We start from the raw sequence: 17,459 nt of genomic DNA, 5'->3' as shown, positions 1-17,459 counted from the left end.
GGCGCCGAGTCGAGTCAGTGCCGTGTCACCAGTAACCGGCTCAGCCGGGAGAAGGGCTTTTCATGTACTCGCGCGTCATTCTCGCCGCCGTCAGCGTGCTCGTCCTGGCAGGCACGGCCGCCTGCGGTTCCCAGGAGCCGGCCGTGCCCGTCGCCGGCAAGGCGGCGGCCACGGCGTCGGCCGAGCCGTCGGCAACGACGTCGGTCACTGCGGCCGCGCTCACGATCAACGACCCATGGGTCAAGACCACCAAAAAGGGGATGACGGCCGCTTTCGGCACCCTGGTCAACAACTCCGGCAAGGCCATCACCGTGGTCTCGGCCAGCAGCTCGCTGTCGCCCAAGGTGGAGCTGCACGAGGTGGTGGAGTCCAAGGGAAAGATGGTGATGCAGCCGAAGAAGGGCGGGTTCGTGATCCCCGCCAACGGCTCCCACGTGCTGAAGCCCGGCGGCGACCACATCATGCTCATGGGCGTCAGCCAGGAGGTGAAGCCGGGCGCGGAGGTGTCGTTCACGCTGGCCCTCGACGGCGGCGGCACTTTCGACTTCACCGCGATGGGCAAGGATTTCGCGGGGGCCAAGGAGGACTACCAGCCGGGCATGGACATGGGCGGCAGCCATGGCTGAGCCGGTCACGGCGCTGAATCGCCGCAGGCTGTTGGCCGGTGGGGCCGCGGCGGCGGTGACCGCGGTCGTCGGGCCCGCCGGCCCCGCGGGGTCGAGCACGTCCGCCGCCGTCCGTGGCGCGCCGACCTCGGGCACGGTCCCCGCCGGACAGGGCGCATCGATCCCGGGTACGGCACCGGCAGGACCGGGCGCGTCACCCGCGGGGGCGGCGACGGCGCCTGCCGACGGCAGCGCGGTCGAGCCGTTCCACGGGCCGCACCAGGCGGGTGTCGCGACCGCGCCGCAGGCGCACGCCGTGTTCGTCGGCCTGGACCTGCGCAAGGGCGTCGGCCGGGAGGAGGTGTCCAGGATGATGCGCCTGCTGACCGACGACGCCCGCCGGCTGACCCAGGGGCGAGCGGCGCTCGCCGACACCGAGCCCGAGCTGGCGGCGCTGCCCGCGAGGCTGACGGTCACCTTCGGCTTCGGGCCCGGCCTGTTCGGCGCGGTCGGACGGGACGGGCGGCGGCCGGCGTCGGTGGCCCCGCTGCCCACCTTCAAGATCGACAAGCTGGAGAAGCGCTGGAGCGGCGGCGACCTGCTCATTCAGCTCTGCGCCGACGATCCGCTCACCCTCGCCCACGCGCTGCGGATGATCGTCAAGGACGCCAGGTCCTTCACGCGCGTCCGCTGGACGCAGCGAGGCTTTCGCCGGGCCGCGCACGCGCAGCAGCGGGGCACGACCCAGCGCAACGTCATGGGCCAGCTCGACGGGACCGTCAACCCCGTGCCGGGCACGCCGGAGTTCGACCGGGCGGTCTGGGTCCAGGAACAGGGCGGCTGGCTCAGCGGCGGCACGACATTGGTGCTGCGGCGGATCAGGGCCGAGATGGAGACGTGGGACGCCGCCGACGTCGTGGCCAAGGAGTTCACGGTGGGCCGCAGGCTGGCCGACGGCGCTCCGCTGACCGGCGGTCGTGAGCACGACGAGCCTGACTTCGACAAGCTCACGGCCGCCGGATTTCCCGTCATCTCCGAGTACGCTCACATCCGCCGGGCCCGCGTCGCCGATCCGAACCTGCGGATCATGCGCAGGGTCTACAACTACGACGAGGGCGTCACGGCCGACGGCAAGGCCGACTCCGGGTTGCTGTTCGCCTCCTACCAGGCCGACATCACCCGCCAGTTCGTGCCCGTCCAGGAGCGGCTGGCCGAGGCGGACCTGCTGAACGAATGGACGACGCCGATCGGCTCGGCGGTCTTCGCCGTACCGCCGGGCTGCGGACCCGACGGCTGGATAGGGGAGAGCCTGCTGTCATGATCAAGAAATCCGTGTCCAGGGGCCTGCTGCTGCTGGCCGCCTGCTGGATGTTCGTCCTGTACGGCGCCCCCCAGGCACTGGCCCACGACCAGCTCAAGAGCAGCTCGCCGGCCAAGAACGCCGTGGTGTCGGCGGTGGAGGAGATCGAGCTGGAGTTCACCGCGCGCGTGCGGTTGCCCGCGGTCGTGCTGCACGACGCCGGCGGCGCGGCCGTCGCGGTCGGCAAGCCGGAGGCCGACGGAGCCGTGGTCACGGCGGCGGTGCCGCAGCCGCTCCCACCGGGCCGGTACGTCGTCGGGTGGCGGGTGGTCTCCTCCGACGGCCACCCGATCGAGGGAGAGATCCCGTTCACCGTGAAGGGGACCGCCTCGACCACCCCCACGCCCTCAAAGGCGCCCTCGAGTTCCCCCGCGACCGATCCCTCGACAGCGCCCGCCGCTGCGGCGAGCAGCGCGGCGCCGCAGCCTTCGGCGCCTGTGGCGGCCACCGAGGCCGGGGATCGGTCGGCGCGGAGCGTGCCCGCGTGGTTGTGGGCGACGGCCGCCGTCCTGATCGTGGCGGGCGCCGGCCTGCTGCTGCTCAGGCGAGGTAGGAGGGAACCGGAGCAGGAGGAGTAGGCCGGCCTGGCCGGCGGCGTCGCGACCTCACGTGTGGGCGGCGATCCGCGTCGACGGGACGTGGCCGGCCGCCCACGTCGGCCTGGCCCCGGGTCAGGCCGCGCGGCCGACGCGTGCGCCGTTCCGCCAGATGGCCGCCACGTCGCGCATGGCGGTGATGTCGCGGGTCGGGTCGCCGTGGACGAGCAGGAGGTCGGCGCGGTGGCCCCGCTCGATCCTGCCGCGCCCCGGCAGGCGGTAGAAGTCGGCGGGCGCGGAGGTCGCGGCCGTGAGCGCGGCCGAAGGGGACAGACCCGCGCCGACCAGCAGTTCGAGTTCGACGATCATGCTGACCCCGTGCGCGACGCCAGGGACCCCGCTGTCGGTGCCCACGACGATCGGCACGCCGGCCCCGTGCAGGAGGGCCACGTTGCGCGCCGCGGACTTGAGCCTTCCCCTGTCCTCGAAGCCCCACGGGCTGCCGAGCAGGTCACGCTGTCCTGACGACAGGTACGGGGCCACGCGCGGGTCGGCGGTGACGGCGGCGCGCGCGGGGTCGTCCGCGGCCGAGAGCGCGCTCATGAGCGTCAGGGTCGGAGTGACGAACGCGCCGCTGTTCCGGACCAGGTCCAGGAAGTCCGGATCAAGCTCGACGTCGACAGGGACATGGGCCAGGCCGGTGACGCCGGCCTCGATGGCGGTCCTGGCCAGTGACACCTTCGACACGTGCGCGACGCTGGGCACGCCGGCGCGGGTGGCGGCCGCGACCAGGCCGTTGATCTGGGCGGCCGACAGGACGGGGATGGGTTCGCCGTCCAGTCCGATGTCCTCCAGGGCGAGCTTGATGATGTCGGATCCCTCGGCCAGCCGGTCGGCCACGAACGCGGCCGGATCGTCGCCGTCGCGCAGGACCGGCACGTTCGGCGCGCCGTCGCTGCCCCAGCCTCCCGGTACGGTAGCCCGCCAGCCCGCCGACCACAGGGACGGCAGCGGGCTCGGCGCGAAGGAACGGCGCAGCCGCTCCTTGTCCTGCTGGGTGGCGGGATCGTCGACCAGGCTGATCTCGGTGGTGACGCCGAACCTGGGACCGTCCGTGCGAGGCGGTCCCAGGTAGTGCATGTGCGCGTCGATGAGGCCCGGCATGAGGGTGGCGCCGCCGCCGTCGTGCACGGGCATGCCGGAGGGGGCGTGCCCGCTCGTGGACACCTCGACGATCCGCCCGCCGGCTATCACCACGTGGCCGGTGCCGAGCATCGACGTCCCGTCGAAGATCCGTGCTCCGGCGATGGCGTACGTCCCCGCCTCATCCGAAGCGCCGCTCTCGCCCGAGGCCTCCACCACGGCGGTTCCGGCACCGGCGGCCGAGCCTCCGGCGGTGTCGGTCGCCGCCCGCCGCATCCGCCGATCGGCCGGCCGCCGCCAGGTGCTCGGGGTCAGACCGGTGGGTTGTGCTTGGAGTAGCCGCCGAACTCCCAGCGCAGCGGCGAGGCCCCCGTGACCTCCACCACGCCGTCCACCTCGAAGCGCACCGTCCGCTCCGGCTCCCACTCCACGCGTGCCGTTCCCGTCACGTGCAGCGCGTCGCCGCTGTCCCAGTCGAGGAACAGCAGCCCGCAGGCCGGATCGAGCTCCAGGTTGCCCAGTGTCATGTACATGGAGTTGCCCACGTAGTCGGGCCAGGCCAGGTGCCGTTCGTCCGCCACGGCGACGAAGCCGGGGTTGCCGCCGCGATGGGAGACGTCCGCGCCGAGCCCCTGGGCCCGGGTGGCGACGAAGAAGGTGTCCGCGCGGGAGATCCACTCCCTGTGCCGCTCGCCGAGGGTGTCGGCGGCGCGGGCGACGGGGGCGGCGCGCCCAGGTCCGGGAAGGATCGTTCGGGCCTGGATGTACTTGGGGCAGTTGGCGTAGACCTGGTCGGTGTGCACGAGCAGCCCCGCGCCCGCCACGTGGGCGGTGCCGTTGACGCGCATCCTGCGCCTGGTGGCGGGCTCCACGGCGATCAGGCCGATCTCGCGCTCGGTCTCGAACAGCCCTTCCAGGGGGTCGCCGGAGGCGGGGAGCGCGCCGATCATGATGTACCGCTCGTCCAGCGGTTCGGCGAATCCCTCGGGGCCGGTCAGGAGGCCCGCCCACATCCGGCCACGGTCGTCGGCGGCCGCGGCGACCAGCAGGCGCCGGCGGCGCAGGAAGTCGGCGGCCACGTCGGGGATCTCCGGCCTGACCCTGACCGATCCCCACGTTCCCGGGCGCGCCACCCCGGTCCTGCGCTGGACGGCGGTCTCTCCGCGGTGTTCCACGGCCTAGAAGAATCCGCAGGTGGGGGCCGAGCCGGTGGGGGCGGTCCGGTCGCCGGCGCCGTCGGGGGCGTAGATCTCCAGGCGGATGCCGTCGGGGTCCTCGAAGAACACGCCGCCGGAGGAGGCGCCCTCGCGGTGGGGGACGATGCCGCCGTGGTGGATGGTCGCGCCGATCTCGCGCAGCGTCGCCTCGGCCTGCTGTACCGCCTGCAGGTTCTCGACCTGGAACGACAGGTGGTGCAGACCCGGCTGAGCCGTGGGGAAGCGGCCCTCGCTCTGCCGCCACAGGGTGAGGGTGAGCGTGCCGTCCTGGGCGAGGAAGGCGAACTCCTTGCCGTCCTGCTCGGATCGGCCGCTGACCTCGAAGCCGAAGACGCTCTGGTAGAAGGCGGCCGACCTGTCGAGGTCGGTGACGTTGAGGCCGACGTGGCCGGTCTGGAAGGCGGGCATGCTCACTCCTCCGTGGGTCCGATACAACGAATATAACGGAGTTTGATGAGTTGTGCCGTTAGAATTTGGTGGCGTGCGTCACTCGCCCCTGTGGGCGCGGTAGTGGCGGGCGGCTCTGGCCCTGTTGCCGCAGCCGGTCGAGCACCATTCCTGGCGCGGGTGCTCCTTCACGAAATACAGCACACATCGGGGGGCGGGACAGGCACGCAGCTCGGCGACCTCGGGTCCGGCCAGGAACTCCAGTGCCGCCTGTGCCAGGCGCGCCGACAGCGTCGCCGTGGAAGGTCCCACGGGCACGCGGACGAGCGTGGCCGCGTCGTCGTCCCAGACGAGCTGGGGTGCGGTGGGTACGGCCAGCGCCGCCGCGTTCACCGTGTCGAGCGCCTGGCCGAAGGGTGGCAGCCGGGCCGCGTCGGCGGAGCTGGGCGGCCCGGGCGCGACGGCCCTGGCGAACAGTGCCCTGACGGCCAGCCGCAGGTCCACGACCTGACGCCACTGCTCGGACGTGGCCGTGAAGCCGGGGTCCAGGTCGAGCTCGGCGCGTGAGCGGGCCCAGGCGGTGAGCGCGTCGGGGTCGGCGAGTGAGTCGGTGAGGCCGCCGCGTCCCGCGCGGAGCGTGCTGACGAAGTCGAGGGCTAGCATCCCTCCAGCCTAATGGCAGTGGTGAAGGAGGTCCGTTAGAACCGGGACGGACCGATGGGCTACCGGTTGTCGTTCACGGAAGGCCGACGCTCGGCCCGGCCGGCGCCCCGGGCCGGCTGCTCCGGCGGGCGGGCGTCAGCGCGGGGAGAACAGCCAGGGCTCACGCAGGTCGTAGAAGGCCAGGTCGCCCTCGTACAGCGCCATCTCCTCGTCGAAGAGCTCCTTCAGCTCGGCGGGAGGCTGCTTGCGCTCGCCGTCGCGCGCCGCCGCCTCGGAGGTGAAGTAGATCGCCTGCGTGAACGCGCCATCGTCGTACAGCGCAGCGATGCCGCCGAGGACGTCGGGACGGAAGTCCGTGAACCGCGCCTCGTACAGGTCGTTGAGCTCGCGCATCCGGGCCACGTCGCGCGTCCTGCCCTCGATGATCTGGACGAATCCCGCCTCGTCCGACCCACCGCCCAGGAACGAGACGACCTCGCTGGAGTCGTGGAAGACGATGTCGCCGCTGATCAGCTTCGAGGTCTCCATCCACCACTGATGCTGCTCGGGCCGCCCGCTGTTGGCGCGGGCCGCCTCTTCGGACCCGAAGCGGGCGAGGTTGACGAACGTGCCGTCCTCGGTGACACCGGCGGTCGTGCCGAGCCAGCCCTGCGCGCCAGGAGCCAGCTCGTCGACCCACCGGTCGAGCGCGGCGCGCAACTGGCCGGCATCAGCGGTACGCCCCTTGATGACCTGGATGAACATGATGACGTCCTCCCTTCCGCGCCCTCCGATGTCCGAGGCTACGGTGGCCGCACCCACCCGGTCGAGCCGTGCCGATGCAGGGTTGGGACAAGCGATGGCAGAGAAAACGCCAATGATGGCAGGCACGCCGCCGGTCGGTCGCCGCCTCCGCGACCGCTCTGTCCCAGATGACGAACACGACGGACGACATGCCGCCGGCCAGGGGACCTCGCGCCGCTCATGTCCGGTCGCGGGCCGCTACCCCTGCGACTTGGCGTATTCGGCGGCGCCGCCGGCGAAGTCGTAGACCGTGCACGGCTCGTCGCCGACCACCCAGGCGTCGTGGCCAGGCCGGCAGACGAAGACATCATGCGGCCCGACCTCGGCCTCGGTGCCGTCGTCCATCCGCAGGCGAAGCCTGCCGGAGACGACGAACCCGTTGTGGTGGACCTCGCACGAGTCGGTGCCCGCGATGGGTTTGACCGACTCGGACCAGCGCCATCCCGGTTGGAACGTCGCCACGCCGAAGGTCAGGCCGCTGAGATTGCAGACCTCCAGGTGGCCGTTCGGGAAGTCGCGGCGCTCGTCGGGCTTGTCGATGCTCTTGACCTCGATCATGACGTCCCCCTTCCGTCGGCTTCAGTCTCGCACCGGGATCTACCCCCAACAAGGGCTCCGAGCTGGGCGGACGAGGCCGCGCTACCGGCCTGCCGACCGGGGTAGCACGGTGGTCAGCGCCACCAGGACCACGGCCGCGGGCACGCCCCACGCCAGCACCCCCGGGATGGCCGCGGCGGTCACCTCCGCGCCCTTGCCCATGCCGTCCACCTGCCCGGCGAGCAGGATGCCGAAGACCGCGACACCCAGCGACATGCCGAGCCCGCGCACCGACACCGCTGCGGAGGTGGCGGCGGCCAGGTCGGCGGCGGAGGCGGCGTTCTGCGCGACCACGACCAGGTTCTGCATCAGCAGCCCGAACCCGGCGCCCAGCACCCCGAGCGCCACGGCGAACAGCGCGTACGGTGTGCCGGGACCGAGCCTGCTCAGCAGCGCGAACCCCGCCACCACGATCGCCGAGCCGGCGATCAGGAAGGGCTTGTAGCGGCCGGCGACGCGGCTGCCCGCCAGAGAGGAGACCACCATGAACGTGATGACGTACGGATTGAGGGCCAGGCCCGCCTGGGTGGCGCTCATGCCGTAGGCCGACTGCAGGTAGGTCGGCAGGTACACGATCGAGCCGCCGAGCAGCGCCCCGAGCAGTGCCGTGGCGGGCAGCGCGACACGCAGCGCCGGGCCGGCGAACAGCCGGGGCGGCAGCACGGGGTCGGCCGCCCTCCGTTCCCACCACACGAACGCGGCCGACAGCAGCGCGAAGGCCCCGGCGGGCCACAGGACCGCGCCGGAGGTCCACGCATGGGCACGGCCGCCCCCTTCGGCCGCCAGCAGGAGGCTCACCATCGAGCCCGCCAGCAGCGCCGAGCCTGCGACGTCGAGCCTGCCGTGCCCGCCGGACCTGGGCAGCCGCAGGGCGAACCAGACGAGCGCGATGCTGAGCAGGCCGAGGGGCAGGTTGACGTAGAAGATCCAGCGCCAGCCGGCCGTGTCGGTGATCGCGCCGCCGGCCAGCGGGCCGCCCACGCTGGCCAGGGCGAACACGCCGCCGGTCAGGCCCTGGACCCTGCCGCGCAGGTGCCGTGGATACAGCTCGGACAGCGCGATCGTCGGCAGCGCGAACAGCGCGCCCGCGCCGACGCCCTGAAGGGTTCTGGCGGCCACGAGCTGGGGCATCGTCCACGCCATGCCGCACAGGATCGAGCCGGCGATGAAGACGGCGACCGCGGTGACGAAGACCTCGCGGCGGCCGAACCTGTCGCTCATGCGGCCGTAGAGCGCCCCCGTCGTGGTCGAGGCGAGCACGTAGGAGGTGACGACCCAGCCGATCGCGTCCAGGCCGCCGAGGTCGGCGGCGATGTCGGGCAGCGCGATGGCCACCACCGTCTGGTCCAGCACCGACAACAGCATGCCGATGAGCAGGCCCGCGGTGGCCGGTACCACCCGTGAGGGCGTCGCCGTGGCGACTTCTGTGGTCACGGCGCTCAGCCCTTCGCCCGCGCGAACGGGTCGGGGAGGTCGAAGTCCTCGCCGAGCAGGTCCTGGTCGATGACCGCCGCGGCGACGGTGCCGCTGGCCGCGGCGGCGATCACGGCGGCCATCGGCACGGGTACGGTGGCCCTGCGCGCCATGTCGCCCGCCGCGTACACGCCCGGCACGCTGGTCCGGCCGAACTCGTCGACCTCGACGCAGCCGTCGGCGAAGGCCGCGCAGCCCAGCCGGGCGGGCAGGCCGGAGCGCTGGCGCGGCGCGTTGGCCACGAACACCGCCTGCCGCGCGAGCGGCGGCCCGCTCTCGAACACGATCTGATCGAGCCGGTCGCCCGTCGCCTCCAGCCTTGCGACGGCCTCGCAGCGCACGGTGACGCCGTTGGCCTCGAGCCTGCCGCGCAGCGCGGGGTCGAGCGGCCTACCGTCGGTGCAGAGCGCGACGTCGGCGGCGTAGCGGCTCAGCTGCAGCGCGAGCCGTACCCGTGGAAGGTCGGCGCCGAGCACGGCGACCTGCTTGCCGGTGCACTCGTAGCCGTGGCAGTAGGGGCAGTGGAAGGCGGTGCGGCCCCACAGCGCGCCGACCCCGCGCGGGCCCGGCAGGTCGTCGGCCAGCCCGGTGGCCAGCAGCAGCCGCCGCGCCCGCACGGTGCCGCCGCCCGACAGCCGGAGCCGCAGATCCGCCTCGACGTCGGTCACGCCCTCCTCCCGCACCTGGACGCTCGCGTAGGCCGACAGTTCCTGGCGGCCGAGCTCGCGCAGCCGGGCAGGAGGGGTGCCGTCCCTGGTCAGAAAGTTGTGCACGGCCTCGGCCTGGGCGTTGCGACCCTGGCCGGCGTCCAGCAGCAGCACCGAGCGGTGGGCCCTGCCCAGAGTCAGGGCGGCGGCCATGCCGGCGGGCCCGCCGCCGACGATGACGACATCGAAGGTGTTTGACATGCGCCAAAGTCTGCAAGTTAATGTCAACATGAAGTCAAGTGGTTCGATGCGCATCGGCGAGCTGGCCGAGCGGTTCGATCTGGCGCCGCACGTGCTGCGCCACTGGGAGGCCATGGGCCTGCTGACACCCGCCACCAGGGTGAACGGCAGGCGCCTCTACACCCACGACCACATCGTCAGGGTCATGACGATCATCCGGGCGAAGGCCGCGGGCATGAGCCTGGAGCAGGTGGGGGAGATCCTCAACGTCACGGGCCACGTCGAGCGCAGGGCGATCCTCGAGCGGCACCACGCGGAGCTGGAGCGACGGCTACGGGAGATCGCCGCGTCCAAGGCGCTGATCGAGCACATCATGCGGTGCACGGCCGAGGATTTCACCCGCTGCCCCGGCTACCTGCGCGTCGCCGAGAGCACGGCGGTCCTGCCGGACCTGACGGACCTCGTCGAGGACTCGTGCGTGGTCAGGCCGGATCCCCCCAGGTGACCAGCCCGTGCGGGCGGCCGCGGCCGCCCGCACGCCCGCGGGTGCGCGGGCTCACGACTCCGGTGCGGCGGGCCGCCGCCGCGTCCGCAGGACGGCTGTCACTGCCCGTCGAGATACTTCTTCAGCCCGTCGGCCAGTGAGGCGGCGATGCGCTGGCGGACGGCCGGATCCGACAGCTTGGCGGCGTCGCCGCTGTTGCGCATGTTGCCGCACTCGACGAAGACGGCAGGGCGGGTCGACAGGTTGAGCCCGCCCAGGTCGGTACGGGTGTCGAGGCCTTCCTTGCCGACGTAGGTGGCGAACGGCAGTCCCGTGCCCTTCGTGTAGGCGTCGCGGACGTCGAGTCCCAGCCGCTTGGACGGGTCGATGATCGCGTCGTTGTGCCCAGGCACCAGGCCGGGAAGGATCACGTGGAAGCCGTGCCCTCCCGAAGCGGCTCCGTCGGCGTGGATCGACACCACCGCGTCCGCCTCGGCCTTGTTCCCGATGGCCGCCCGCCTGTTGATGCACGGCCCGACGCCCGAGTCGTTCGGCCTGGTCAGCACCACCTCGACGCCCATCTTCCGCAGGATCGGGGCGAGCCTGCGCGCCACGTCCCATGTGAAGGCGTGCTCGGTGTAGCCGTCGGCGGTCTGGGTCCCCGTCGTGTTGCACGGCTTGGTCCCGGTGATGATGTCGACCGGCCGGTTGATCACCTCGGGGTGGGCGGCGTTGCCCCCGTTGTGTCCTGGGTCGATCACCACGATCTTGCTTGACAGCATCGGACGCGGCGAGGGCGACAGCGGTGGCGTCGCCGTGGCCGGCCGCTGCTGGGCCGAGGAGGACGCCCCGCCGCACGCGGTGGACAGCGCCACCAGCGCGGCGAGCATCACCGGGGCCGCTCTTCGGGCGCGCATGACTCGTACCGTATCGGCTTGACCTGCGGGTTCAGGTCTGAGGCGCTTCCCGATTGCGTAGATCCCGTGCCGTCACCCCGGCAGCGTCTCGCCGCCGATCGGGGCCAGGATCTCGCCGGTGTAGTACGAGGAGAGCCGCTCGGCGGCGAAGAACACATAGGAGGGCGCGATCTCGTCGGGGTGAGCCGCCCGCTGCATCGGCGCCTGCTTGCCGAACCCCTCCACGCGCTCCTCGGGCATCGTGGCGGGGATCAGCGGCGTCCAGACCGGACCGGGCGCGACCGCGTTGACCCTGATGCGGCGCTCGATGAGGTTCTGCGCCATCGACTGGGTGAAGGCGTTGATCGCCCCCTTGGTCGCGGCGTAGTCGATGAGCGTCTTGTTTCCCCGCAGGCCGTTGACGGAGGAGGTGTTGACGATCGCGCTGCCCTCGCGCAGGTGCGGCAGCGCCGCCTTGGTGACGCGGAAGTAGCTGTGGACGTTGGCCGCGAACGTGTGCTCCCACTGCTCGTCGGTCAGCTCCTCCAGCGACTGGACCGGCGACTGGTAGGCCACGTTGTTCACCACGACGTCCAGTCCGCCGAGCTCGGCCACCGCCTGCTCGACCACGGACACGCAGTGGTCGGCGTCGCTGAGGTCGCCGGGCAGCAGGACGCACCTCCGGCCCGCGGCCTCCACCAGCTTCCTGGTGTGGTTGGCGTCCTCGTGCTCGCTGAGGTAGGCGATCGCGACGTCGGCCCCCTCCTTGGCGAACGCGACGGCCACGGCCCTGCCGATTCCCGAGTCCCCTCCGGTGATCAGGGCCCGCTTGTCCCGCAGCAGATCGCGCCCCTCGTAGTCGCGCATCTCGTCGCGCGGCTCGGGCGACATCCGCTCGCTGCTCCCCGGGTACGGCTGGCTCTGCGCGGGCGGTGTGGCGTTGGATTCTTCTGGCATAACCTGCGCTTGCCCAGCGCGGTCACCCTCTAACGGCGGGCGGTACGGTGCCCGTGCAGGGGGCACCGTACCGCCGAGGGTCAGTAACCCCTGGTGAGCCTCGCGCCGGGCCCGACCTTGCGCGGGATCCCGATGTCGTCGATGAGGTTGCCGGAGGAGGCGACGGACATCGACTCGCCCCCGCCCTCACCCTTGGTGAACAGCATGCCCGTCTCGCGCCGGGTGCCGTGGCCGAGGATGGTGTTGCCGGTGACGGCGGCGTGCCCCTTGCCGTAGTTGACGCCGTCGAGCGCCAGGTAGACGAAGTCGACGTCGGGCGGGAGGGGACCCGAGACGGCGTGCTTGCGCTCCGGCGGCGCCATGCCCTGCTTCCACGCCTTCGTCAGCTCCGCCAGTCCGCTCGCCAGCCCGTTCGGCGGGGGCAGGAACTTGTGGATCCTGTTGGAGCTGATGGTGGTGTTGGACTCGCCCTGCAGGTCGCAGCGGATGCCGTAGTAGGTCTCGTTCGCCTTGTGCTCGGCGCCGAAGTCCTCGATGTAGTTGTTGTGGATCGAGGTGCCGAAGCAGCGGTGGGCGTCGATCGCGTGCTTGGGCGTCGCGTACAGGTGCAGGTCGCTGAAGGTCCAGCCGGCCGCGTTGTCGGTCTGGATGGCGTTCGCGCCGCTGAAACCGATCCACGAGCGGGTGAGCGTCCAGTCGGTGACCGAGTTGCCCGGGTCGACGACCCTGAGGCCCGACTCCGCGGCGCCGGCGATGTAGACGTCGCTGATGATGCTGTTGACCATCGTGTTGCGGAGCATCACGCCGTCCTTGGACGGGTTGCTGATGCGGATGCCGTCGGACGGCGCGCCGTACACGTCGATGTCGATGATCCGGGCGTTCCACGAGCGCAGCATCAGGCCCACGGTGCCGGTGTTGGTGTCGCGGTTGCCGTCGATGGTGAGCTTCTCCACGCGCAGCGTCTCGTCGCTGAGCTCGAAGTTCTTGACCCACCCTTCGGAGGCGAGCAGCGCCGGCAGGTTGGCGCCGTCGGCCTGCTTGATCACTGTGGCGGCCTTCGCGTCGCCGCGGTAGGTGCGCTTGCCCGGCAGGCTGATCGTCGCATTGATCAGGCACTGCCCCTTGATGACGACCTCGTCGCCCTCCTTGGAGGAGTCGATCGCCGCCTGCAGCGTCTTGGCGTCGTCAAGGGTGTTGGCGCAGGTGGCGTCGACTCTGGCGGCGGACGCGGCGCCCACCGGCATGAGGATCGTGACGCCTGCGGCGGTCAGGCCCAGCGCGGCGGCGCCCACGGCCAGCCGGCTTCTTAAGTGCAGCACGGAATTGCCCCCTTTGAGGTCAAGCGACATGACCGGGGGCACGACAAAGCCGTGCGGAACGTCTTTGTCTCCCGCGTACCCCCGTAGCGGTCATCCTGGCATGATCCGCCCCGGACGGTGATCGTTTCGGTGAACCCGCGGCCGGTCCCTAGGTCGGGTTTCGGTCAGGCCGGAGAGGCAAGGGTGAGCATCACACGGGAGGCACGAGGGTGAAGTAGCGGTCGAGGACCTCGCGCTCACCCTTCACCTCGAGCCGCTCGGGCGGGATCCGCTGCCAGAGGAACAGCATCAGGTCCGACGCGGTGCCGGTCAGCTCGACGTCGCCAGGCTCGCCGCCTTCGACGAGCAGGACGTCGTCGCCGTTGAAGGCGACCGTCCAGTCTCCCGCGCCGTCGATCTGCCGGAACCTGAACCGCTCGCCCGATCCGGGAGGGGCCTGCTTCACCGTGCGCCGGTAGGGCGCCATGACGGTGAGGCTCTGGACGACGGCGTCGGCCGCGAGGTCTGCCTCGACCGGCTGGGCCGTGCCGACCGCGCCCTCGGCGTCCCAGCGGTGGACGGCCGCCTCGATGGTCTGCATCCGTAGCCAGAACCCGGTGGTCCGGTCGCGCGACCACGTCCAGACGCGCTCGTCCTGGCCGGTTTTCCTGAACGCCGACTCCAGTGCGAAGGCGCCGCTGCCGAACCACTCGATCAGGCTCCGCGGCACCGGCCCTGGTGTCGGCTCCTGTCCTGGGCCCTGCCAGCCGCGCAGGTCAGGCGGAAGGTCGAGGAGCTCGGGATCCAGGGCCTGCGGCGGCTCCTGGAGCCGCTCGGTGATGATGTGGGCCACGAATCGGTGCACCCAGCCCAGGTGGCCGACCAGATCGGACACCGACCACTCGGGGCACGAGGGCACGATGGGCGCCGTCCCGGCCTCGGCCGCCTTGCGGGCCGCGGTTTCGAAGGCGAGGATCTCGCGACGGAAGTGCGGAAGATGGTCCATGACCTCACTGTGCCATCCGCCGGCGGGACCGCGGCGCGGCGGCGCGGCTCGCGCGCGGCGGCGCGGCGAGCCGCGGGTGTCGGATCCGGCTAGACGAGACGGGTGACCTGGCCGGTGTCGAGGGAGTAGTAGGAGCCAACGATCTTGAGCTGCTTCCGGGCGATGCGAGGGGCCAGGAGCTTGTCGGCCTTCAGCTTCGCCACCGTGTCGACGGTGTTGATCCTGATCATCTTGTCCACGTCCCCGTGGGCGCGGTCGTAGGCGGGGCGCAGCGCCTCGACGATGCGCTGCAGGTCGCCGGGCAGCGTGGTGCCCTCGCGTAAGGCGTGCGCTGCGGCCGTCACCGCGCCGCAGCGTTGGTGTCCCATGACGACGATCAGGGGAGTGGCCAGTTCGACGGGCCCGTATTCGATGGCGCCGCTGACCAGCGGGTCGATCGTCTGGGCGGCGCTGCGGACGGTGAACACGTCGCCGATCCCGGCGTCGAAGACGATCTCCGGGGGGACGCGGGAGTCGATGCAGGAGACGACCACGGCGTAGGGGTTCTGCTTCTCGGCGACCTCGTCGCGCCTGGCGCGATCCTGGTGCGGGTGGATCGCCGCGTCGGCGACCCAGCGCCTGTTGCCCTCCCTCAGGGTGGCCCATGCCTCGTCAGGGGTGGCGGGGCGGGCGGGCGGCGCGGAGAGCCTGGTGGCGCCGTGCGCGGAGCCCGCGCCCACCAGGAGGCCGCCGGCCAGCAGGCCGGCGCTGTGGAGGAGCGTGCGGCGATTAACGATCTTGGTCTTCATGACTGCGATTATGCCGATTTATTGACCTATCTCATGGTGACTTCCGACACAGGTAGTAAGTGATCAAGTACCGCGCAGGCGGGAGCGGTACTGGCGGGGCGAGAACCCGTACTCCTTGCGGAAGGTCCTGCTGAAGTGGAAGGGGCTGGCGAAGCCCGAGGCCGTGGCGACCTGCCCGACGTCCATGTCGGTCACCTCCAGGAGCCGGGCCGCGTGCCGTACCCGGGCCTCTCTCACGGCCTGCATGGGCGTCCTGTCGGCCTGCTCCGCGAACAGGTGGGCGAAGCGTGACGGCGACAGCGCGACTGATCCGGCCAGCGACGCGACGGTGTGCGGGGCGTCGGGCTCGGCCGCGATGAGCTCCTCGGCCCGGCGGATGCGCGGGTCGCGACCCTCGACCGGCCCTGCCGCCGCGGCGGTCGCCAGCAGGAGCACCTCCTCGACGGCGTTGAGGACCAGTTCGCGGGCCTGCGGCGCCACGGCCACGGCGGGCCTGAGCGGTCGACGGGCGACCTCCGGCGGCGCGCCGTGCCCCGGCCAGCGGGCGTCCGCGTTCGCCCGGCGGAAGGTATGGTCGAGACGCTCGTTCACCGCCTCGTGGACCGCGCGCACCAGGTGGCAGCGCGAGCCTCGCGCGTACGGGCTCAGCCACGTCAGCCATGAGGGCCGCGGCTGGAAGTGCACCCACCAGAACGCCCAATGGCTCGCCCCGGAGGCGACCCGGTAGTGGTGGCCGGTCATGGAGCCCAGCACGATCAGGTCGCCGGCGCCGACCGTGAAGGCCGCCTCGCCCTGCTCGACGTGTCCCGCCCCGGCCTGGGTCCACATCATCAGCCAGCTCGGCGCGCCCGCCTTCCGGCGTACGGCGTAGCCGGGCGTCTGGTCGAAGTGCCCGACGATCACCAGGTCGGCGGCAGGAACGGACATGTCCTCAGCCGTCGCAGGCATACCTTCCACCTGTTCGCTCTCCTAGCGTGGGGAACAGCCGAATGAGGGAGAGAACGTATCGTGAAGACCTTCGAGGAGCCGCAGGTCAAGGCCTTCCATGACGAGGGATTCGCCGTGGTGCGCGGCCTGTTCACCGCCGAGGAGGCCGCTGAGCTGCGTGAGGAGTTCATGGCTCTGCACGCGGCAGGGCCGATCCCCGGCCACTTCACCCCCCGGCCACAGGATCCTGGAGGTCCCTACGACATCCTGCGTGACTACCCCCGCGTCATGCACCCCCACCAGGTCAACGACCTGGCCCTGCGCTACCTGCTCGACTCCAGGATCGCCGCCATCGTCGGCCGCCTCCTCGGCGAGGAGCCGGTGGCAGCCCAGAGCATGTTCTACTTCAAGCCGCCAGGGGCGCGCGGCCAGGCGTTGCACCAGGACAACTTCTATCTGCGGGTCGAGCCGGGCACGTGCGTGGCCGCGTGGGTCGCGCTCGACACCATCGACAGGGCCAACGGCGGCCTCGAGGTGGTGCCCGGCACCCACCTCATGGACCTGTTCTGCCCGGAGGAGGCCGATCCTGGACTGTCCTTCACCAGGGAGTACGTCCCGCCGCCGCCCGGGCTGGCGCGGGTGCCGGTCGACATGGAGCCGGGCGACGTGCTGTTCTTCAACGGCAACCTCGTCCACGGCTCCGAGCCCAACACGACCGCGGACCGCTTCCGCCGCAGCTTCATCTGCCACTACGTCGGCGCCTCCACCGAACGGATCTCCTCCTACTACCCGACGCTCACCATCGCGGGGGAGCGCGTCTTCTTCGCGGAGGCGGCGGGCGGCGGGCCGTGCGGCACCGACGGCCCCGCGGGGCCGCACTAGCGGCAGTGCGGCAGCGGACCCCGGCGATCACATGATCGCCAGCTGGCCGCCGTCGATGACCAGTTCGGTGCCGTGGATGAAAGCCGCGTCGTCGGAGGCCAGGAAGGCGTATCCCGCCGCGACCTCCTCCGCGAGCCCGGCGCGGCCGAGCGGGATGTGGTCACGCTCGTACGAGGAGACGAAGTCGCCGGCGAGCTCGGCGGAGATCGCGGCGTTGAGCGGCGTCGCGATGTAGCCGGGGCACAGCGCGTTCACCCGGATGCGGTGCTTGCCGAGCTCGACGGCCATGGTCCTGGTGAGCAGCAGCACGCCGCCCTTGGAGGCGTTGTAGTGGGCGTAGTCGGCCTCGCCGCCGAGGCCGTTGGTGGAGGACATGTTGAGGATGACGCCGCCCTCGCCGCGCTCCACCAGATGACGGGCCACGGCCTGGGCGACGAGGAACATGCCGCGCAGGTTCACCGCGATGATCCGGTCCCAGTGCTCGGGCGTGATCTCGAGGAACGGCTCACGCCATGCCGTGCCGGCGTTGTTGATCAGGACGTCGACGCCGCCCATCGCCGCGATCGCGCC

20 protein-coding genes are annotated in these 17,459 nt (G+C 71.6%); 5 read left to right on the top strand and 15 right to left on the bottom strand.

The window, feature by feature from the left end; all coding sequences use genetic code 11:
- Nucleotides 1-62: 62 nt before the first annotated feature.
- The 3 genes from ACFSKW_RS01150 to ACFSKW_RS01140 are packed head-to-tail and all read left to right on the top strand — an operon-like array spanning nt 63 to nt 2,543.
- Nucleotides 63-626, top strand: coding sequence for a copper chaperone PCu(A)C (locus ACFSKW_RS01150; protein WP_379568145.1), 564 nt, complete (start codon nt 63-65; stop codon nt 624-626).
- Complete coding sequence (locus ACFSKW_RS01145) at nt 619-1,926, top strand: Dyp-type peroxidase (RefSeq protein ID WP_379568143.1); 1,308 nt, start codon at nt 619-621, stop codon at nt 1,924-1,926. Before ACFSKW_RS01150 ends, ACFSKW_RS01145 begins: the two co-directional genes overlap by 8 nt.
- The gene (locus ACFSKW_RS01140; RefSeq protein WP_379568141.1) at nt 1,923-2,543 is read left to right on the top strand and encodes a copper resistance CopC family protein; all 621 of its coding nucleotides are present in this window, start codon (nt 1,923-1,925) and stop codon (nt 2,541-2,543) included. Before ACFSKW_RS01145 ends, ACFSKW_RS01140 begins: the two co-directional genes overlap by 4 nt.
- Nucleotides 2,544-2,636: 93 nt before the next feature.
- Here the strand turns inward: ACFSKW_RS01140 and ACFSKW_RS01135 are convergent, their stop codons facing one another.
- The 8 genes from ACFSKW_RS01135 to ACFSKW_RS01100 form a co-directional block, all read right to left on the bottom strand.
- Complete coding sequence (locus ACFSKW_RS01135; protein ID WP_379568139.1) at nt 2,637-3,920, bottom strand: amidohydrolase family protein; 1,284 nt, start codon at nt 3,918-3,920, stop codon at nt 2,637-2,639.
- 35 nt (nt 3,921-3,955) lie between these two features.
- Entirely contained in the window at nt 3,956-4,819 is an 864-nt protein-coding gene (locus ACFSKW_RS01130) for a pyridoxamine 5'-phosphate oxidase family protein (RefSeq protein WP_379568137.1), read from the bottom strand.
- A gap of 3 nt (nt 4,820-4,822) precedes the next feature.
- Nucleotides 4,823-5,275 (bottom strand): VOC family protein, encoded by a 453-nt coding sequence (locus ACFSKW_RS01125; protein ID WP_379568135.1) that lies wholly within the window; start codon nt 5,273-5,275, stop codon nt 4,823-4,825.
- 72 nt (nt 5,276-5,347) lie between these two features.
- On the bottom strand, nt 5,348-5,911 hold the full coding sequence (locus ACFSKW_RS01120; RefSeq protein ID WP_379568133.1) for a CGNR zinc finger domain-containing protein: 564 nt from the start codon (nt 5,909-5,911) through the stop codon (nt 5,348-5,350).
- Between the two features lie 135 nt (nt 5,912-6,046).
- A complete protein-coding gene (locus ACFSKW_RS01115) occupies nt 6,047-6,655 on the bottom strand; it encodes a hypothetical protein (RefSeq protein WP_379568132.1) in 609 nt (202 codons plus the stop codon).
- Between the two features lie 237 nt (nt 6,656-6,892).
- The gene (locus tag ACFSKW_RS01110; protein WP_379568130.1) at nt 6,893-7,252 is read right to left on the bottom strand and encodes a cupin domain-containing protein; all 360 of its coding nucleotides are present in this window, start codon (nt 7,250-7,252) and stop codon (nt 6,893-6,895) included.
- Between the two features lie 81 nt (nt 7,253-7,333).
- The gene (locus ACFSKW_RS01105) at nt 7,334-8,725 is read right to left on the bottom strand and encodes a DHA2 family efflux MFS transporter permease subunit (RefSeq protein ID WP_379568128.1); all 1,392 of its coding nucleotides are present in this window, start codon (nt 8,723-8,725) and stop codon (nt 7,334-7,336) included.
- Between the two features lie 5 nt (nt 8,726-8,730).
- Nucleotides 8,731-9,672, bottom strand: a complete 942-nt coding sequence (locus ACFSKW_RS01100) for an NAD(P)/FAD-dependent oxidoreductase (RefSeq protein WP_379568126.1) — start codon at nt 9,670-9,672, stop codon at nt 8,731-8,733.
- Between the two features lie 28 nt (nt 9,673-9,700).
- Here ACFSKW_RS01100 and ACFSKW_RS01095 point away from each other — a divergent pair, with 28 nt between their 5' ends.
- On the top strand, nt 9,701-10,156 hold the full coding sequence (locus ACFSKW_RS01095) for a helix-turn-helix domain-containing protein (RefSeq protein WP_379568124.1): 456 nt from the start codon (nt 9,701-9,703) through the stop codon (nt 10,154-10,156).
- A 98-nt stretch (nt 10,157-10,254) separates the two neighbouring features.
- On the opposite strand, the gene ACFSKW_RS01090 is transcribed toward ACFSKW_RS01095, so the two are convergent.
- The 6 genes from ACFSKW_RS01090 to ACFSKW_RS01065 form a co-directional block, all read right to left on the bottom strand.
- Nucleotides 10,255-11,052 (bottom strand): N-acetylmuramoyl-L-alanine amidase, encoded by a 798-nt coding sequence (locus ACFSKW_RS01090; RefSeq protein WP_379568122.1) that lies wholly within the window; start codon nt 11,050-11,052, stop codon nt 10,255-10,257.
- 72 nt (nt 11,053-11,124) lie between these two features.
- Nucleotides 11,125-11,988 carry an SDR family oxidoreductase gene (locus ACFSKW_RS01085; RefSeq protein WP_379568120.1) on the bottom strand — a complete coding sequence of 288 codons (864 nt, stop codon included), beginning with the start codon at nt 11,986-11,988 and terminating at the stop codon, nt 11,125-11,127.
- An 80-nt stretch (nt 11,989-12,068) separates the two neighbouring features.
- Complete coding sequence (locus ACFSKW_RS01080; RefSeq protein ID WP_379568118.1) at nt 12,069-13,307, bottom strand: right-handed parallel beta-helix repeat-containing protein; 1,239 nt, start codon at nt 13,305-13,307, stop codon at nt 12,069-12,071.
- Nucleotides 13,308-13,497: 190 nt separating this feature from the next.
- Nucleotides 13,498-14,292 carry a maleylpyruvate isomerase family mycothiol-dependent enzyme gene (locus ACFSKW_RS01075; protein ID WP_379568116.1) on the bottom strand — a complete coding sequence of 265 codons (795 nt, stop codon included), beginning with the start codon at nt 14,290-14,292 and terminating at the stop codon, nt 13,498-13,500.
- Nucleotides 14,293-14,381: 89 nt separating this feature from the next.
- Nucleotides 14,382-15,080: a carbonic anhydrase gene (locus ACFSKW_RS01070; RefSeq protein ID WP_379568114.1), complete on the bottom strand. Its 699-nt coding sequence runs from the start codon at nt 15,078-15,080 to the stop codon at nt 14,382-14,384.
- A 63-nt stretch (nt 15,081-15,143) separates the two neighbouring features.
- A complete protein-coding gene (locus ACFSKW_RS01065) occupies nt 15,144-16,028 on the bottom strand; it encodes a helix-turn-helix domain-containing protein (RefSeq protein ID WP_379568112.1) in 885 nt (294 codons plus the stop codon).
- Between the two features lie 60 nt (nt 16,029-16,088).
- On the opposite strand from ACFSKW_RS01065, the gene ACFSKW_RS01060 reads away from it, so the two are divergent.
- The gene (locus ACFSKW_RS01060) at nt 16,089-16,889 is read left to right on the top strand and encodes a phytanoyl-CoA dioxygenase family protein (protein WP_379568110.1); all 801 of its coding nucleotides are present in this window, start codon (nt 16,089-16,091) and stop codon (nt 16,887-16,889) included.
- 27 nt (nt 16,890-16,916) lie between these two features.
- Here the strand turns inward: ACFSKW_RS01060 and ACFSKW_RS01055 are convergent.
- Nucleotides 16,917-17,459 (bottom strand): SDR family NAD(P)-dependent oxidoreductase (locus ACFSKW_RS01055; protein ID WP_379568108.1); only part of this gene is annotated, 543 nt, incomplete at its 5' end.

Origin of the sequence: Nonomuraea mangrovi (assembly GCF_042681425.1) — a bacterium.
GTDB classification, from domain to species: Bacteria; Actinomycetota; Actinomycetes; order Streptosporangiales; family Streptosporangiaceae; genus Nonomuraea; species Nonomuraea mangrovi.
This window is presented reverse-complemented; position numbering and strand designations above follow the sequence as displayed.

Coding starts and splice junctions, on each gene's coding strand:
- ACFSKW_RS01150 (WP_379568145.1), top strand. CDS start 63: ATGTACTCGCGCGTCATTCTCGCCGCCGTCAGCGTGCTCGTCCTGGCA.
- ACFSKW_RS01145 (WP_379568143.1), top strand. CDS start 619: ATGGCTGAGCCGGTCACGGCGCTGAATCGCCGCAGGCTGTTGGCCGGT.
- ACFSKW_RS01140 (WP_379568141.1), top strand. CDS start 1,923: ATGATCAAGAAATCCGTGTCCAGGGGCCTGCTGCTGCTGGCCGCCTGC.
- ACFSKW_RS01135 (WP_379568139.1), bottom strand. CDS start 3,920: ATGCGGCGGGCGGCGACCGACACCGCCGGAGGCTCGGCCGCCGGTGCC.
- ACFSKW_RS01120 (WP_379568133.1), bottom strand. CDS start 5,911: ATGCTAGCCCTCGACTTCGTCAGCACGCTCCGCGCGGGACGCGGCGGC.
- ACFSKW_RS01115 (WP_379568132.1), bottom strand. CDS start 6,655: ATGTTCATCCAGGTCATCAAGGGGCGTACCGCTGATGCCGGCCAGTTG.
- ACFSKW_RS01110 (WP_379568130.1), bottom strand. CDS start 7,252: ATGATCGAGGTCAAGAGCATCGACAAGCCCGACGAGCGCCGCGACTTC.
- ACFSKW_RS01100 (WP_379568126.1), bottom strand. CDS start 9,672: ATGTCAAACACCTTCGATGTCGTCATCGTCGGCGGCGGGCCCGCCGGC.
- ACFSKW_RS01095 (WP_379568124.1), top strand. CDS start 9,701: ATGAAGTCAAGTGGTTCGATGCGCATCGGCGAGCTGGCCGAGCGGTTC.
- ACFSKW_RS01090 (WP_379568122.1), bottom strand. CDS start 11,052: ATGCGCGCCCGAAGAGCGGCCCCGGTGATGCTCGCCGCGCTGGTGGCG.
- ACFSKW_RS01085 (WP_379568120.1), bottom strand. CDS start 11,988: ATGCCAGAAGAATCCAACGCCACACCGCCCGCGCAGAGCCAGCCGTAC.
- ACFSKW_RS01075 (WP_379568116.1), bottom strand. CDS start 14,292: ATGGACCATCTTCCGCACTTCCGTCGCGAGATCCTCGCCTTCGAAACC.
- ACFSKW_RS01070 (WP_379568114.1), bottom strand. CDS start 15,080: ATGAAGACCAAGATCGTTAATCGCCGCACGCTCCTCCACAGCGCCGGC.
- ACFSKW_RS01065 (WP_379568112.1), bottom strand. CDS start 16,028: ATGCCTGCGACGGCTGAGGACATGTCCGTTCCTGCCGCCGACCTGGTG.